Here is a 15,797-nt window from a genome sequence, read left to right on the forward strand (position 1 = left end):
ATTTTGCTCTTACATCTCCCTTATGTGTAGCTTTCGGGGTCGCCGGAATCGGCGGGAACCGCGGGCCGGTCCAGGCCGCGTGCGTGCTCGAAGCGGGCCCGTGCCTCCGTCAGGCCGACGAGCGGGGCCGGGTAACCGAGCGCTTCCCGGCGAGGGCCGGTCAGCTTCCACGGCTCGTGGATCTCGCTGTCCGCCAGCTCCGCGAGCTCCGGAACCCAGCGGCGTACGTAGCCCCCGCGCGGGTCGAGGCGCCTGCCCTGGGTCACCGGGTTCAGGATCCGGTTGGGGCGGGTGTCGGTGCCGGTGCCCGCCATCCACTGCCAGTTGAGCTGGTTGTTCGCCAGGTCGCCGTCGACCAGCAGGTCCAGGAAGTGCCGGGCGCCCACCCGCCAGTCCACGTACAGCGTCTTGGTGAGGAAGGAGGCCGCGAGCATCCGGCCCCGGTTGTGCATCCAGCCCTCGTGCGCCAGTTGCCGCATCGCGGCGTCGACCACCGGGTAGCCGGTGCGCCCGGTGCGCCAGGCCGTGATCTCGTCCTCGTCGGACCGCCAGCGGTCGTGCCGGGGGCGGTAGTCGTCCCGTGCGGCGTCCGGCCGGGCGGCGAGCACCTGGTGGTGGAAGTCCCGCCAGGCGAGCTGCCGTACGAACGCGTCGGCGCCCGCCCCGCCCCGCTGCCGCGCCCGGTCGACCGCCTCGGCCGCCGAGAGGCAGCCGAAGTGGAAGTACGGGGAGAGCCGGGAGGTCGCGTCGCCGGCCAGGTCGTCGTGGCCGGTCGCGTAGTCGGCCAGCGGGCCGCTCAGCCAGGACGACAGCAGCCCGCGGCCGGCCGACTCGCCGCCCTCGGCGAGCCCGGGGGAGGTGCCGGGGACCGCCGCCCGCTCCGGCAGCGGGTCCGACGCCACCCCGTCCGGCAGCCGCACCGCACGCGGGGCGGGCAGGGGGCCCCGCACCCCGGCCTCCTGCCAGCGGCGGAAGTACGGCGTGAACACCGCGTAGTGGTCGCGGCCCGTCGGGACGACCCCGCCCGGGGCGAGCGCGGTGACCACCGCGTCGTGGACGTGCAGGGTGCAGCCGGTCTCCGCCAGGGCGGCGCGCAGCCGGTGCTCGCGATGGGCCGCGTAGCCGCTCACCCCGGCGGCGACGTGCAGGCTCCGCGCACCGGTGGCCACGACCACGGCGCGGGCGGCGGCCGCCACCTCGCCCTCGCGGACGACGAGCCGGCCGCCCCTCCGCCGCAGCCCGGCGTCGAGATCGGCGAGGCAGTCGGCGAGGAACGCCCGCCGGTTCGGCGCGTCGAAGCCGGTCCGGTGGATGGCCCGGTCGCGGACGAACAGGGGGACGACGGTGTCCGCTTCATGGAGGGCGGCGTGCAGCACCGGATTGTCGTGCAGGCGCAGATCGGCGGTGAACAGTGCGACGGAGACGGTCATGCGGTGTCCTTTGCCCGAGAAGGCACGATCCTTCCATGGGTTGTGGAGTTCGCGATACATCGTGGTTGACGCGTAAGGGTGAACGAGATATGTTCGCCCACGAGTATTCGTCGACGATTATGGGGGCGGGGCTGATGGCCAAGCGGCGCAAGCTCGGCAACCCCCTCGCGCTGACGGTCATGGTGCTGCTCGCCGAGCGCTCCATGCATCCGTACGAGATCGCCCAGACGCTGCGGCGGCGCGGCAAGCAGCACAGCGTCAAGATCAACTTCGGCTCGCTCTACACCGTCGTCCAGAACCTGGAGAAGCACGGGTACGTGGCGGTGGCCGAGGTCCAGCGGCAGGGCAACCGCCCCGAGCGCACCCTCTACGGCATCACGGACGCCGGGCGCGCGGAGATGCTGGACTGGCTCTCCGATCTGATCGCCGTACCCGCCGAGGAGTACCCGGTCATCGAGACGGCCCTGTCGCTGCTGCCGGTGCTGCCGCCGGGGAAAGTGGTGGAGCTGCTGGAGACCCGGGCGGCGGCGCTGGCGGCCGGGGTGGCGGCCCTGAAGGGCGTCCTCGGTCAGTTGGGCGAGCGGCTGCCCCGCATCTTCGTCATCGAGACCGAGTACCAACTGCGCATGCGGGAAGCGCAGTTGGAGTGGATCAGTGCCTTCCGTGACGAGCTCGTCGCCGGGACCGTCAGCGGAATCGAGGAGTGGAAGTCCTTCCACGAGACCGGTGAGATCCCGTCCGACTGGCAGGACCTCGACGAACAGGAGAGCGTTCCCGATCCGGGCAAGGAGCCGGGGAGGACTTTGGGGGAGGACCCGGAGAAGAAGTAGCAGTCACAGGAAAGGCCCCGGTGGGGAGCTGTTGCAGCAGCGACCGACCGGGGCCTCGAACCCCGAACCGGTCGTGCCGTGGAGGCGGACCGGGCCATCGAGGTGCGGCACACCAAGGATAGCCCGGCGCTCTTCACGCGGATCGGCTCGGGATGCCCGTGTGCTCGGTGACCCCCGAGCACCCCGCCGATCAACAGGAGAGCTCTGCCGTGAGCACCCGTGCGCCCGCAGTCGTGGCGCGAGACCTGGTCAAGACCTACCCGGGCGATGTCACCGCCCTGGGCGGGATGGACCTCACCATCGAGTCCGGCGCCGTCTTCGGACTGCTCGGCCCCAACGGCGCCGGAAAGTCCACCACCGTCAAGATCCTCACCACCCTGGCCCGCCCCGACTCCGGCACCGCCACCGTCGCCGGGCACGACGTGCTGCGCCACCCCGACCGGGTCCGGCGCGCCATCGGGGTCGTCGCCCAGAAGTCCGGCGCCGACCCGGTCGCCACCGGCCGGGAGAACCTCCTGCTCCAGGGCAGGCTGTACGGCATGCGCGGTACGGACGTACGCCACCGCGCCGATGAGCTGCTGGCCCGCTTCGACCTCGCCGACGCGGGGAGCCGCCAGGTCAAGGGGTACTCGGGCGGGATGCAGCGGCGGCTGGACGTGGCGCTCGGCCTGGTCCACCGCCCCGAGGTGCTCTTCCTCGACGAACCCACCACCGGGCTCGACCCGGAGGCCCGTACGGCGATGTGGGACGAGATCGCCCGGCTGGCCGGTGACGAGGGACTGACCATCGTCCTCACCACCCACTACCTGGAGGAGGCCGACCGGCTCGCCGAACGGATCGCGATCGTCGACCGGGGCCGGATCGTCGTCGAGGGCACCCCCGACGCGCTCAAGGGCGAACTCCGGGGCGACGCCGTCCATCTGGAGCTGCGCGCCGACGGCGACACCGCGACGCTCACCGCCACGCTCCGGCGGCTGCCCGCCGTGCACGACGTACTGGTCGAAGGCCGCCGGGTGAGCGTGCGGGCCGAGGACGGCGCCGCGGCCGTCCCCGGCCTGCTCACCGCCCTGGAGGCGGCGGGCGCAACGGTCGCCTCCGCCACCGTGGCCCGCCCCTCCCTGGACGACGTCTATCTGCGGTACGCCGGACGCCGCTTCGCCGAGGCCGAGGCCGCCGGGGACCGGCACACCCCCGGCCTCGCCGCCGCCGGAGGCGCCCGATGAGCACGGGGACCCTCGTCCAGACCTGGTACATGACGCAGCGCCAGCTCATGGCGGTGATCCGGCAGCCGGTCTTCCTCGCCATCTCCCTGATCCAGCCGGTGATCTGGCTGTTCCTCTTCGGCAACCTCTTCCGCGAGGTCGTCGAACTGGGCGGCTTCGGCACCACGTCCTATCTGGACTACCTGGTCCCGGGCATCGTGGTGATGAGCGCGCTGGGGTCGAGCATGTGGGCCGGCATGGGCACCCTGGAGGAGATCGAACGGGGCACGCTCAACCGCTTCCTCACGACCCCGGTCAGCCGCAACGCGCTGATGAACGCCAACGTCGTGCAGAACGCCCTCGGCACCGCCGTGCAGTCCCTCCTCATCGCGCTGCTCGGCCGGTTGGCCGGGGCCGCCTTCCCGGGCGGCGCGGTGGGGCTGCTGGTGCTGGTCGTCGCCTCGATGCTGCTCGGTACGGTCTTCGGAGCGCTCTCCAACGCCCTGGGCATGCTGGTCCGCGAGCGTGAGTCGATCATCGGCATCAACACCTTCCTGCTGCTGCCGCTGACCTTCCTCTCCTCCTCCTTCATGGCGCCGGACCGGATGCTGTCCTGGATGCGGCATGTCGCCGACTTCAACCCGGTCAACTGGGCGATGGTGGCGGGCCGTTCGGCGCTGAGCGCCGAGCCGGACTGGAGTGTGGTGCTCGGTCGCGGGGGAGGGCTGCTGGTCCTCGCGGTGGTGGCGGTCGGGCTGTCGACCAGGACGTTCCGCGCGTACCAGAAGTCCGTGTGATCACGCGGCCGTCGCGGTGCGCGGCACCGCGACGGCCGCGCGGGCCCGGCGCACCGGGCCCCGTACCCGTTCCTACGCGGCCTGCTCCTGCTCGCGCTCCACCTGGGCGTTCCACTCCCGCTTGACGGCGCGCCAGGCGTCGTCGTTCTGGCCGAGGCGCCAGTAGCCGGAGATGGACAGCCGGGAGAGCGGGATGCCGCGGTCCAGCCGCAGATGGCGGCGGAGCTCCTTGACGAAGCCCGCCTCGCCGTGGACGAACGCCTGTACCTCGCCCGCCGGGAACTCCAGCCCCCGCACCGCGTCGACCAGCGCCTCGCCGACCGGGCGCGCGCCGCGGTGCAGCCAGGTCACCCCGACGCCGTCCCGCGTCACGATCTTCTGCTCCTCCGTCGCGTCCGACACCTCGACGAACGCGTGCACCACCGCACCCGCCGGCATCTGCTCCAGGCTCGCAGCGATGGCCGGCAGTGCGCTCTCGTCGCCCACCAGGAGGTGCCAGTCGGCCGAGGCGTCCGGGCCGTAGCCCCCGCCCGGCCCCAGGAACGTCACCCGCTCGCCGGGGACCGCCCGCATCGCCCAGGGCCCGGCGAGCCCCTCGTCGCCGTGGACCACGAAGTCGATGGCCAGTTCGCGGGCGACCGGGTCCCAGGACCGCACCGTGTACGTACGGGTCGTGGGCCACAGCTCGCGCGGCTGCTCCTCGCGGATGCGGGCCATGTCGAAGGGGTGCGCGTAGTCGGCGCCCTCGGGGGCGAAGCAGAGCTTGACGTAGTGGTCGGTGCACCCGGAGAGGGTGAAATCGGCGAGGCCCTCACCGCCGAGGACCACGCGCACCATGTGCGGCGTGATCCGCTCGGTGCGCACCACCTCGGCCCCCCGTGCCGTGGGTGCCTGCCGCGCCGGTCGTTCTGCCACGAGGTTCTCCCTGATCCGATTGCTTAGGCTTACCTAAGCTAGCACCTCAGTCCGGCAGTGTGGAGAGCAGGCGCTGGAGGGATCCGCCCAGCCCCCACCGCTTCGCCAGGGCGTCGAGGGCGGCGGGATCGCGCGGGGCGGACGGCAGCGCCGGGTCGAACTCCGGCAGCGGTGCGTCGCCGGCGACCCGCACCACCTCGGGGGCGACCGCCACGTACGCCCGCGCCTCGTCGAGCCGCCTGCGCTGCGAGGGCGTCAGCCGGGCCGCCGGATCGTCGACGGCGGCCATGATCCCGGCCAGGTCGCCGAAGGCGTCCAGCAGCTTCGCCGCCGTCTTCTCGCCGATGCCCGGGACGCCCGGCAGCCCGTCGCTCGGGTCGCCGCGCAGCAGGGCCAGGTCGGCGTAGCCGGCGCCGTCCACCCCGTACTTCTCCCGCAGCCACGCCTCGTCCGTCAGCTGGAGCGAGCCGACGCCCTTGATCGGGTACAGCACCCGCACCCCGCGCGCGTCGTCGACCAGCTGGTAGAGGTCGCGGTCGCCGGTGACGATGTCCACCGGGCCGGTGGCGCGCCGGGTGAGCGTGCCGATCACGTCGTCCGCCTCGTAACCCGCGACGCCGACCCGGGCGATGCCGAGCGCGTCCAGCACGTCCTCGATGACCGGGACCTGCGGGGCCAGCGTGTCCGGGGTCTCCTCCTCGTCGGGCAGGCCCTCAGCGGTCTCCACCGCGACCCGGTGCGCCTTGTACGTGGGGATCAGCTCGACCCGCCAGTGCGGCCGCCAGTCCGCGTCCATGCAGGCCACCAGGGCGTCCGGGCGGTGGTCCTGGACCAGGCGGGCGATGAAGTCCAACAGCCCGCGCACGGCGTTGACCGGCGTCCCGTCCGGCGCGCGCACCGAGTCGGGGACGCCGAAGTAGGCGCGGTAGTAGAGGGAGGCGGTGTCGAGGAGCATCAGGCGTCGCGTCACATCCCGATGATGCCGTACACCTACGACAGCGGCCCTCGCGCGTGGGGGAACCGCCCGCGGAGCCCCGCGACCCGCCGTCCGTTCCGGAAGTGACACCCGGTGTACGGGTGGTGTCCATCCCCCATTCGGGTGTGACCTGGGTCACTCTTTTGTTTGCTCCGTGTAAGTGCGGGCAGGCGCGCAGCCGGAGCGGAACACGTACCGGTTTCAACCAGTGCACGTGCCATGCGGACCGAATCCGCGCCGCTCCACGGTCTGCCGGAGGGGGTGGCAGACCGTTTTTCGGTTCGACCCGCGAGGTGTATGTGTCCAGGCTGCAAGCCGAGCGCTTGTACAAAGTGTTCGGCAGACGACCCGATCAAGCCGTGCAGAAACTCGAGAGCGGCGCCGACCGCGACGAGCTGCGCGCCGACGGAACGACCGCAGCGGTGATCGACGCCTCGTTCACCGTGGAGCCCGGACAGATCTTCGTCGTCATGGGCCTGTCCGGGTCCGGCAAGTCCACGTTGCTGCGCATGCTCAACGGACTTCTGGACCCCACGGCCGGACGCGTGCTGTTCGACGGCCAGGACCTGACCGCCCTGAGCCCCGCCGAGCTGCGCCACGTCCGCTCCTCCAAGATCAGCATGGTCTTCCAGCACTTCGCGCTGTTCCCGCACCGCAGTGTCCTGGAGAACGCCGCGTACGGCCTGGAGGTCCAGGGCGTACCGCGTGCCGAGCGGGAGAAGCGCGCCGCCGAGGCGCTGGAGCTGACCGGTCTCGCCGGCTGGGAGAAGTCCTGGCCCGACGAGCTGTCCGGCGGCATGCAGCAGCGTGTCGGCCTGGCCCGCGCCCTGGCCACCGACGCCGACCTGCTGCTGATGGACGAGTCCTTCAGCGCGCTCGACCCGCTGATCCGCCGCGACATGCAGGACCAGCTCCTCGAACTGCAGAAGCGGCTGAAGAAGACCATCGTCTTCATCACCCACGACCTCAACGAGGCCATGCGCCTCGGCGACCGCATCGCCGTCATGCGCGACGGGCGGATCGTCCAGCTCGGCACCGCCGAGGACATCCTGGTCACCCCGGCCAACGACTACGTCGCGTCCTTCACCCAGGACGTCGACCGGACCCGGGTGCTGACCGCGGGCGCCATCATGGCCGAGCCGCACACCGTCCTGGGCACCGGCACCGACGACGGCAAGGAGCTGCGCACCGCCGCCGACGTGATCGCGGCCGCCCCGGCCACCGTCGGCGAGTCCACGCCGATCATCGAACTCTTCACGCCCTGCTCGCGGAGCGGGGTCGCCGTCGCGGTCACCGACGACGAGGGCGAGCTGGTCGGAGTCGTCCCGCGCGCCCGCCTGCTCGCCGTCCTCGGCGAGCCGATGACCCCCGCCGAGGCCCCGGAGAACGTCGCGGCCGACGCCGTCGTCACGAAGAAGGTGGCCAGTGTTTAGGCTCCACCTCGGCGACTGGGTCGACTCCGCCGTCGACTGGCTCCAGGCCCATCTGGCCTGGCTCTTCGACGCGATCAGCTCCGTCGTCAGCGGCATGTTCGACGGCATAGCCGCCGTACTCTCCGCACCCGCACCCCTGCTCTTCGCCGGCATCGTCGCGGTCATCGCCTGGTGGCTGCGCGGACTGCTCGCCGGTCTGCTCGCCTTCGTCGGCTTCGCCCTCATCGACTCCGTCGAGCTGTGGGACGAGGCGATGGACACCGTCACCCTGGTGCTGGTCGCCACCATCATCGCGCTGGTGCTCTCCGTACCGCTGGGCATCTGGGCGTCCCGGTCCAAGACGGTCAGCGCGATCACCCGGCCGGTCCTGGACTTCATGCAGACCATGCCCGCCATGGTCTACCTGATCCCCGGCGTGATCTTCTTCGGCGTCGGCGTCGTGCCCGGCATCATCGCCACCATCATCTTCTCGCTGCCCCCGGGCGTCCGGATGACCGAACTGGGCATCCGCCAGGTCGACGCCGAGCTGGTCGAGGCGGCCGAGGCGTTCGGCACCACCCGGCGCAACACCCTGCTCCGGGTCCAGCTGCCGCTCGCCCTGCCCACGATCATGGCCGGTATCAACCAGGTCATCATGCTCGGCCTGTCCATGGTGGTCATCGCCGGCATGGTCGGCGGCGGCGGCCTCGGCGGCGCCGTCTACCGCGCCATCGGCAACGTGGACGTCGGCCTCGGCTTCGAGGCGGGCGTCTCCATCGTCATCGTGGCGATGTACCTGGACCGGATGACCAGCGCGCTCGGCCGCGAGGTCTCCCCGCTGGCCCGTCGCGCCGTGGCCAAGGCGCAGGCCATGGCCGGTGGCCCCAAGATCTGGAACCACCGCCCGCAGCCCGTCGTCGCCGTCTCCGGCGTCGTGGTCCTCGCGCTCGTCGCGGGCGCGCTCGGCGTCTTCGGCTCCTCCGGTGAGGACACGTCCGGGAACACCGCGGGCGACGCGAAGATCGGCGCCGGCAAGAAGATCAGCATGGGCTACATCCCGTGGGACGAGGGCATCGCCTCCACCTTCCTCTGGAAGGAGATGCTGGAACGGCGCGGCTTCGAGGTCGACGTCAAGCAGTACGAGGCCGGCGCGCTCTACACCGGCATGGCCAACGGCCAGATCGACTTCGAGACCGACTCCTGGCTCCCGGTCACCCACGCCAGCTACTGGAAGAAGTACCAGGACCGCCTGGAGGACATGGGCTCCTGGTACGGCCCCACCTCGCTGGAGCTGGCCGTCCCGGCGTACCTGAAGGACGTCACGTCGCTGGAGGACCTCAAGGGCAAGGGCGCGCGGTTCAAGAACCGGATCGTCGGCATCGAGCCCAGCGCCGGTGAGTCGGGCCTGCTCAAGGACAAGATCCTCCCGGGCTACGGCCTGGACAAGGAGTACAAGGTCGTCGACGGCTCCACCCCGTCGATGCTCGCCGAGCTGAAGCGCGCGTACGCCAAGAAGGAACCGATCGTCGTTCCGCTGTGGTCGCCGCACTGGGCGTACAACGACTTCGAGCTGACCAAGCTCAAGGACCCCAAGAACCTCTGGGGCAAGGGCGACGGCATCCACACCCTGGCCCGCAAGGGCTTCACCGCCGACAACCCCGAGGTCGGCGGCTGGCTCAAGAACTTCACGATGACCGAGGAGCAGCTCACCGGTCTCGAGGCGCAGATCCAGAAGTCCGGCTCCGGCAAGGAGCAGGAGGCGGTCCGTACCTGGCTGAAGGCCAACCCCGGCCTCGCCGACAAGTGGACCCCCGTCGCCAAGGCCGGTACCGCCAAGGCCGCGAACGGCAAGGACGAGCGGGACCGCGCCGTCGAGATGGCCTGGTTCCCCTGGGAGGAGGACATCGCCGCCACGTACCTGTGGAAGGCGGTCCTGGAGGAGCGCGGCTACAAGATCAACCTCAAGCAGTTCGAGGTCGGTCCGATGTACACCGCGATGTCGCGCGGCCAGATCGACGTGCAGTTCGACGGCTGGCTGCCGTACACCCAGAAGAACTACTGGGAGAAGTACGGATCGAAGCTGAGCGACCTCGGCTCCTGGTACGGCCCGACGTCCATCGAGATCGCGGTGCCCTCCTACGTGAAGGACGTGAAGACCCTCGCGGACCTCAAGGGCAAGGCCGACCGGTTCAAGGGCCGGATCGTCGGCATCGAGCCCGGCACCGCCACGATGGAGAACCTGAAGAAGAACGTCCTGCCGGCCTACGGCCTGGACAAGGAGTACAAGGTCGTCGACTCCTCGACGCCCGGGATGCTCGCCGAGCTGAAGCGCGCGTACGCCAAGAAGGAGCCCATCGCGGTGCTGCTCTGGACCCCGCACTGGGCGTACAGCGAGTACGGCATGACCAAGCTCGCGGATCCCGAGAAGGCCTTCGGTGACGGCGACCGGCTGCACACCATCGCCTCCAAGGACTTCCCGAAGCACTACCCGCGGCTCACGAAGTGGTTCAAGGACTTCAAGCTGAGCGAGGACCAGCTCGCCGGACTGGAGAACCAGATCCAGAAGCGCGGCGCGGGCCACGAGGAGGAGGCCGTGAAGGCCTGGATGGAGAAGAACCCGGGCATCGTGGACACCATGGCTCCGCAGTAGGCGCCGTACGGCAGCGCAGCACGGAAGAGGGTGGGCACCGCCACGGGCGGTGCCCACCCTCTTTTTCCGGATTTACCGACTCCGGGGCGTCCGCCGGACGGCCCACCTTGCGCAACCGTGTGCGTAAACCGCCGGCACCCGGGAGGATGGCGAGTCGGGAGGGAGCCGGACATGGACGAGAAGGAAGCACTCCGCGTGGGCGCCGCGGTCCGCCGCAGACGCAGGACCCTGGGGCTCACACTGGCCGTGGTCGCCGACCGCAGCGGCCTCTCCGTGCCGTTCCTCAGCCAGATCGAGAACGAGCGGGCCCGGCCCAGCGCCCGGTCCCTGGAACGGGTCGCCCGCGCCCTGGAGACCACCACGGCCCGGCTGCGCGCCGCCGCCGACTCCGCGCGCGCCGTCGACGTCGTACGCGCCGCCGCGGGCGACGGGGCGCGCCGGGTGGTGCGCGGCCGCCACCAGCTCAGCGCCCTGGAGTTCACCGGCGAACTCGACCTCGGACGCGAGTTCCAGCACCGCAACGACGAAGTGATGTACGTGGTCCGGGGCGCCGCCGAGGTGGAGGCCGAGGGGCAGGCGTACCGGCTGGAGGAGGGCGACACCCTCTTCCTGTCCGGCGGGGTCCGGCACCGCTGGCGGGCCACGGTGCCGGAGACCCGGCTGCTGGTCGTCGCCGTCGCCGAGCACATCGACGCCACCTTCGACCCGCGCCGCTGACGGGGGCCGCCGTGCGGATCGTCTCCCTGGTCCCCTCGCTCACCGAGGCCGTCGCCACCACCGCCCCCGGCCTGCTCGTCGGCGTCACGGACTGGTGCACCCGCCCCGCGGATCCCGCCGCCGCCCGGATCGGCGGGACGAAGAACCCCGACATCGCGGCGGTGCTCGCGCTCCGGCCCGATCTGGTCGTCGCCAACGAGGAGGAGAACCGCGCGGACGACCTCGCCGTGCTCCGGTCCGCCGGTACGGAGGTGCTGGTGACCGAGGTCCGCACCCTCGACCAGGCGTTCACGGAGCTGGCCCGCGTACTGGCCGCCTGCGACCTGCCCCGGCCGCGCTGGCTGGACGAGGCCGAAGCGGCCTGGACGGCCCTGCCCCGACCCGGAGCACCGCGCCGCGCGATCGTCCCGGTCTGGCGCCGCCCCTGGGTAGTCCTGGGCCGCGACACCTTCGCCGGGGACCTGCTGGCCCGCCTCGGCGTCGATAACGTCTACGCGGGCCACGCCGAGCGCTACCCCCGCGTCCCGCTCGACGAGCTGAACGCGGCGGGCGCCGGGCTGGTGGTGCTCCCCGACGAGCCGTACCGCTTCACCGCGGACGACGGGCCCGAGGCGTTTCCCGGACTGCCCGCCGCGCTCGTCGACGGGCGGTACCTCACGTGGTACGGACCGTCACTGGTGCGGGCGCCTGCGGTGCTGCGAGCAGCACTCCGCTGAACAGCCCGCGCAGCGTCCGCGCCCCGGCCACCGCCCACGCCGTCACCAGCAGCACGTACAGCGCGACGGCCAGCCAGGTGAACGCGGTGAGCCCGGTGTGCCGGGCCAGACCGGCCGCGCCCGTGACGCACGTACCTACCGGGAAGGTGAAGCCCCACCACGTCATGGCGAAGGTCATCCCGTTGCGGACGGCCCGTGCCACCAGCGCGACCGCCAGGGCCAGCCACAGCAGCGCGAAACCCATCACCGGAACCCCGTACAGCACGCCGAACACCCCGAGCCCCCCGGCGTACGGGGCCCCGATCGCACCCGGTGCCACGTCGGCGAGCTGGTTGACCGCGGTCGTCGACTGCCCGAGCGGGCCGAGGACCAGGAAGAGCGTGGGCGTCAGCGCGAGCGGCAGCGGTCCCTGGTGGACCAGCCGGGCGAAGATCAGCGGCAGCATCACCAGCGTGGCCAGCAGGCTCAGCCCGAACATCGCGTAGCAGGCCAGCAGCATCGCCTCCCGCCACTGACCGGCCGGCAGCTCCGGCACCAGCAGCGGCCCCAGGGCCGCGGAGACCATCGGGGCCACCAGCGGCAGCAGCCACACCGGCGACGCGGTGCCCGGCTCGATCCGGTGGCGCACGACCATCAGATAGGGAACGGCGACGGCGGCGGCCAGGCCGGTCAGCGTGCCCGCCGTGTACAGCACCACGTCCACCGCGACGGCCGCGCCGTGCCCGATGACGTCTTGTCCCACCACCATCGTCGAGCCGCCGACCGCCAGCAGCGCCATCGACAGACAGCCGTAGAACGGGGCGACGGCGGGGTCGAGCAGATGGCGGCGGGCCTGGTCCCGGTGGGCGGCCCAGTGCCCGGCACGGGCCGCCAGCACCACGGCGAGCGCGACCGCCGCGAGCACCCACACCACCGTGCAGAAGGCCCGCAGACCCGCGACGTGCACCGGCAGCGCGACCCCCGCGCTGGCGACGATCGAGGTGCCCATGACCGCCGCGTACCAGTTGGGGCCGAGATGCCGCAGGGAAGGCAGCCGTTCGGCGCCCGGAGCCGGTGCGGGGGAGTGCGAGGTCTGCGGAAAGATGGCCATGCCACGATTTTCCCGGCGCGGGCCGCCACCCCACCAGACGCCCCGCTTCTATGAGGTCATAAAGTGGGCTTATGACTGGCGACGTACCTGCCCCGCTCTCCCACCGGGTCCCCGACCTGGGCGCGCTGGAGCTGCTCCTCGCCGTCGCCCGGCACGGCAGCCTGGGGCAGGCGGCCCGGGACGTCGGGGTGAGCCAGCCCGCCGCCAGCAGCCGCATCCGGTCCATGGAACGGCAGCTCGGCGTGGCCCTGCTGGACCGTTCACCGCGCGGCTCCCGGCTCACCGACGCCGGGGCCCTGGTCACCGACTGGGCCCGCAGGGTCGTCGAGGCCGCCGAGGCGTTCGACGCGGGTGCCCAGGCGCTGCGCGACCGGCGCGACTCCCGGCTCCGGGTCGCCGCCTCCATGACCATCGCCGAGTACCTGCTGCCCGGCTGGCTGATAGCGCTGCGCGCCGAACGGCCGGACACGGCGGTCTCGCTGCTGGCGGGGAACTCCGCGGCGGTGGCGGCCCGGCTGCTCACCGGTGAGGCCGACCTCGGTTTCGTCGAGGGTCTCACCGTGCCGGAAGGGCTCGACGGCACGGTCATCGCCCATGACCGCCTCGTCGTCGTGGTCGCCCCGGCCCACCCCTGGGCCCGCCGCCGCACCCCCCTCACCCCGCAGGAACTGGCGGCCACCCCGCTCGTCCTGCGCGAACACGGCTCCGGCACCCGCCAGGTCCTGGACGCGGCGCTGGCCGTGCACGGCGGCCTCGCCCAGCCCCTGCTCGAACTCTCCTCCACCACCGCCGTGAAGGGCGCGGCGGAGAGCGGTGCCGGGCCCTGCGTCCTGAGCGAACTGGCGCTCGGCGAGGAACTGTCCGCCCGGCGCCTGGTCAAGGTCCCGATCGCCGGGGTGCGCCTGCGGCGCCAGTTGCGCGCCGTCTGGCCCTCCGGCCACCGCCCGACGGGACCGGCCCGCGACCTGCTCTCCCTGACCGGCCGGGACGCCCGCCCCACGTACTGACCCGGGCGGGGCCGGGCGGAGCGGCCGGGCACCGGCCCACCCGGCAGGCCCCCCGATGGATGCGATCGGGCCTTCCGCCTCCGGCGTATGCCGGGGCGGAATGCCTGGCCCAGCCACGCGTAATGGTGCGACGGTGAACCTTTGGGATCACCGGGGTGCCACGGTCAGGCGAGGAAGCCGCGCAGCAGCGCCGCCGAGCCCGCGCAGTGCTCGCGCGCCACGGTCCTCGCCGCCGCCCCGTCCCCGGCGAGGACCGCCTCGACCAGGGCGGTGTGCTGGTGCTGGGAGTGCTCCAGGTTGCGCACCAGCAGGGGGATGCAGTCGAGCAGGTCGTTCAGCGTGGCCCGGACGGCCGCGTACTGCGCGGTCAGCGAGGCGGAACCGGCGAGCTGGGCCAGGGTCAGGTGGAAGAGGGTGTCGTGCCTGCGGTAGTCCGGCAGCGGCGCCTCGTGCGTCGCGGCCAGCGCCGCCCGCAGCCGGTCCGCCTCCCCGTCGGTGAGCCGCCGCGCCGCGCACAGCTCGGCCGCCCCGGCCTCCAGTACCTCGCGGAAGCGCAGGACGTCCTCGATGTCGACCGAGGCCACCCTCCGGCGCAGCTCGTCCTCGCCGGGGCTGTCGGCACGCGGCCGGACGAACGTCCCGCCGTACCGGCCGCGCCTGCTCTCCACCAGGCCCTGGTCCTGGAGCACCTTCAGCACCTCGCGCAGGGTGACCCGGCTGATCCCCAGTCGCTCGGCCAGGTCGCGCTCGGCCGGCAGCCGTCCGCCGCCCGGCACCAGTCCCAGCCGGATCACCTGGAGGATCTGCTCCAGCGCCTCCTCGAAACCGTTCCCCGCCCGGACGGGCCGCAGCGCGGGCGTCAGACGGTCGACGAACTCGCTCTCCCCGGTCACGCCCCGTTCCCCTCCCGGCCGCACGGCCGACCGTCCGTCCGATGGCCGATCATCAATGGTTCTCCCCCACACCATAAGCTTCCGGCCGGTACGGCGCGGAGGCTCCCCCGGTGGCCCGGCGCCCCGGGAGGGACGTTTCGGGCAAGCCGCCAACGGCCGGATCGGGCCGGTCAGCGAACCCTAGAGTGGGCGCATGAGCAACGCGACACCGCCCGGCTGGTACCCGGACGCCGCGACGCCGGGCAGCGAGCGCTGGTGGGACGGCACGGCGTGGACCGCTCACCTCCGCCCGACCGCTCCCGCGGCCCCGCCGACCCCCGTCCCCCCGGCCCCGACAGCCCCCGCCCCGCCCGCGCCGGCCGCCACCGTCCGGTACGGCGGCGGCCCCGGCCGCCGTACTCCCGCGCTCGCCGCGGCCGGGCTGCTGGTCGTCGGCGCCACCGTCGCCGCGGCCGTCCTGCTGGGCCGGGACGGGGACGGCCCGGGGCCCTCGGCCGCGCCCGCCGCCTCCGCACCCCCGACCGCCACCGCCACCGCGCCCAGCACCCCGTCACCCACCGGACCACCGGCCGGGGCCGACCCGAAGCTCCTCGTCGACCAGCTCAACGGCATCACGCTGCCGATCCCCGACGGTTGGGAGAAGCCCGGCCGGACCGTCGACCAGGTCCTGACGATGCGCACCGTCGGCTCCTACGACTGCCCCGGCCACACCTCCGCCCTCTGCTACCACGGCACGGTGACCAGCCGCACCGCGAACGCCACGGACACCACCTCCGTCCGGGAGCTCGCCGAGCGGGACATCGCCACCGCCGCGGAGGCCGCCTACGGGGAGAACCTCGTCGGTGACCGCGTCCACGGCGGCATCGTCTCCCACCAGCGGCTCGCCTCCGCGCAGGTGGCCGTCGCCGGACGCGCCGGCTACCAGGTGCGCTGGCGGGTGCGGACGGGCAAGGGGCCCGGCGGCTACGTGCAGTCGCTGGTCTTCCCGTCCACCGTCGGCTCCGAGGCGCCGGTCATCGTGCGGTACGCCTTCGACGCGGGCCCGGACGGGCCCCCGCTCGCCCTCATGGACACCCTCACCCGGGGCATCCGGCCGGTCGGCGACAGCGTGACGAGCGGCGGTGTGGGCAGCTCGATCGGCCCCTGAGCCCCGGCCCCCGCC

The 15,797-nt window shown here is 72.6% G+C and carries 14 protein-coding genes; 9 read left to right on the forward strand and 5 right to left on the reverse strand.

Features of this window, described 5'->3' with window-relative positions:
• Positions 1–20: 20 nt before the first annotated feature.
• Entirely contained in the window at positions 21–1,430 is a 1,410-nt protein-coding gene (locus ACF08W_RS13340) for a cryptochrome/photolyase family protein (RefSeq protein WP_392279301.1), read from the reverse strand.
• A gap of 134 nt (positions 1,431–1,564) precedes the next feature.
• Between ACF08W_RS13340 and ACF08W_RS13345 the strand changes: the two genes are divergently transcribed.
• The 3 genes from ACF08W_RS13345 (at position 1,565) to ACF08W_RS13355 (ending at position 4,259) form a co-directional block, all read left to right on the forward strand.
• The gene (locus ACF08W_RS13345; RefSeq protein ID WP_385211100.1) at positions 1,565–2,260 is read left to right on the forward strand and encodes a PadR family transcriptional regulator; all 696 of its coding nucleotides are present in this window, start codon (positions 1,565–1,567) and stop codon (positions 2,258–2,260) included.
• Positions 2,261–2,469: 209 nt separating this feature from the next.
• Positions 2,470–3,483 carry an ATP-binding cassette domain-containing protein gene (locus ACF08W_RS13350; protein WP_392279302.1) on the forward strand — a complete coding sequence of 338 codons (1,014 nt, stop codon included), beginning with the start codon at positions 2,470–2,472 and terminating at the stop codon, positions 3,481–3,483.
• A complete protein-coding gene (locus ACF08W_RS13355; protein ID WP_392279303.1) occupies positions 3,480–4,259 on the forward strand; it encodes an ABC transporter permease in 780 nt (259 codons plus the stop codon). The genes ACF08W_RS13350 and ACF08W_RS13355 overlap by 4 nt, the downstream gene beginning before the upstream one ends.
• A gap of 72 nt (positions 4,260–4,331) precedes the next feature.
• Here the strand turns inward: ACF08W_RS13355 and ACF08W_RS13360 are convergent, their stop codons facing one another.
• Together ACF08W_RS13360 and ACF08W_RS13365 are read right to left on the reverse strand one after the other, a co-directional pair.
• Complete coding sequence (locus ACF08W_RS13360) at positions 4,332–5,174, reverse strand: siderophore-interacting protein (RefSeq protein ID WP_392279304.1); 843 nt, start codon at positions 5,172–5,174, stop codon at positions 4,332–4,334.
• A 46-nt stretch (positions 5,175–5,220) separates the two neighbouring features.
• Entirely contained in the window at positions 5,221–6,129 is a 909-nt protein-coding gene (locus ACF08W_RS13365; RefSeq protein WP_392279367.1) for a 5'-3' exonuclease H3TH domain-containing protein, read from the reverse strand.
• Positions 6,130–6,509: 380 nt separating this feature from the next.
• Here ACF08W_RS13365 and ACF08W_RS13370 point away from each other — a divergent pair, with 380 nt between their 5' ends.
• From ACF08W_RS13370 to ACF08W_RS13385, 4 genes are all read left to right on the forward strand, one after another.
• Entirely contained in the window at positions 6,510–7,583 is a 1,074-nt protein-coding gene (locus tag ACF08W_RS13370) for a glycine betaine/L-proline ABC transporter ATP-binding protein (protein WP_385210671.1), read from the forward strand.
• Positions 7,576–10,212, forward strand: coding sequence for an ABC transporter permease/substrate binding protein (locus ACF08W_RS13375; RefSeq protein WP_392279305.1), 2,637 nt, complete (start codon positions 7,576–7,578; stop codon positions 10,210–10,212). Before ACF08W_RS13370 ends, ACF08W_RS13375 begins: the two co-directional genes overlap by 8 nt.
• Before the next feature lie 171 nt (positions 10,213–10,383).
• Complete coding sequence (locus tag ACF08W_RS13380) at positions 10,384–10,929, forward strand: XRE family transcriptional regulator (RefSeq protein WP_352277562.1); 546 nt, start codon at positions 10,384–10,386, stop codon at positions 10,927–10,929.
• An 11-nt stretch (positions 10,930–10,940) separates the two neighbouring features.
• Complete coding sequence (locus tag ACF08W_RS13385; RefSeq protein ID WP_392279306.1) at positions 10,941–11,645, forward strand: helical backbone metal receptor; 705 nt, start codon at positions 10,941–10,943, stop codon at positions 11,643–11,645.
• On the opposite strand, the gene ACF08W_RS13390 is transcribed toward ACF08W_RS13385, so the two are convergent.
• Entirely contained in the window at positions 11,584–12,735 is a 1,152-nt protein-coding gene (locus ACF08W_RS13390) for a TDT family transporter (RefSeq protein WP_392279307.1), read from the reverse strand. The genes ACF08W_RS13385 and ACF08W_RS13390 overlap by 62 nt on opposite strands.
• A gap of 71 nt (positions 12,736–12,806) precedes the next feature.
• Here ACF08W_RS13390 and ACF08W_RS13395 point away from each other — a divergent pair, with 71 nt between their 5' ends.
• Positions 12,807–13,742 carry a LysR family transcriptional regulator gene (locus tag ACF08W_RS13395; RefSeq protein ID WP_392279308.1) on the forward strand — a complete coding sequence of 312 codons (936 nt, stop codon included), beginning with the start codon at positions 12,807–12,809 and terminating at the stop codon, positions 13,740–13,742.
• 164 nt (positions 13,743–13,906) lie between these two features.
• On the opposite strand, the gene ACF08W_RS13400 is transcribed toward ACF08W_RS13395, so the two are convergent.
• A complete protein-coding gene (locus ACF08W_RS13400) occupies positions 13,907–14,635 on the reverse strand; it encodes a FadR/GntR family transcriptional regulator (RefSeq protein ID WP_385210685.1) in 729 nt (242 codons plus the stop codon).
• Positions 14,636–14,828: 193 nt separating this feature from the next.
• Here ACF08W_RS13400 and ACF08W_RS13405 point away from each other — a divergent pair, with 193 nt between their 5' ends.
• On the forward strand, positions 14,829–15,782 hold the full coding sequence (locus ACF08W_RS13405; RefSeq protein WP_392279309.1) for a DUF2510 domain-containing protein: 954 nt from the start codon (positions 14,829–14,831) through the stop codon (positions 15,780–15,782).
• Positions 15,783–15,797 lie beyond the last annotated feature (15 nt).

The sequence above is a fragment of the Streptomyces sp. NPDC015144 genome (assembly GCF_043079735.1).
Lineage (GTDB): Bacteria > Actinomycetota > Actinomycetes > Streptomycetales > Streptomycetaceae > Streptomyces.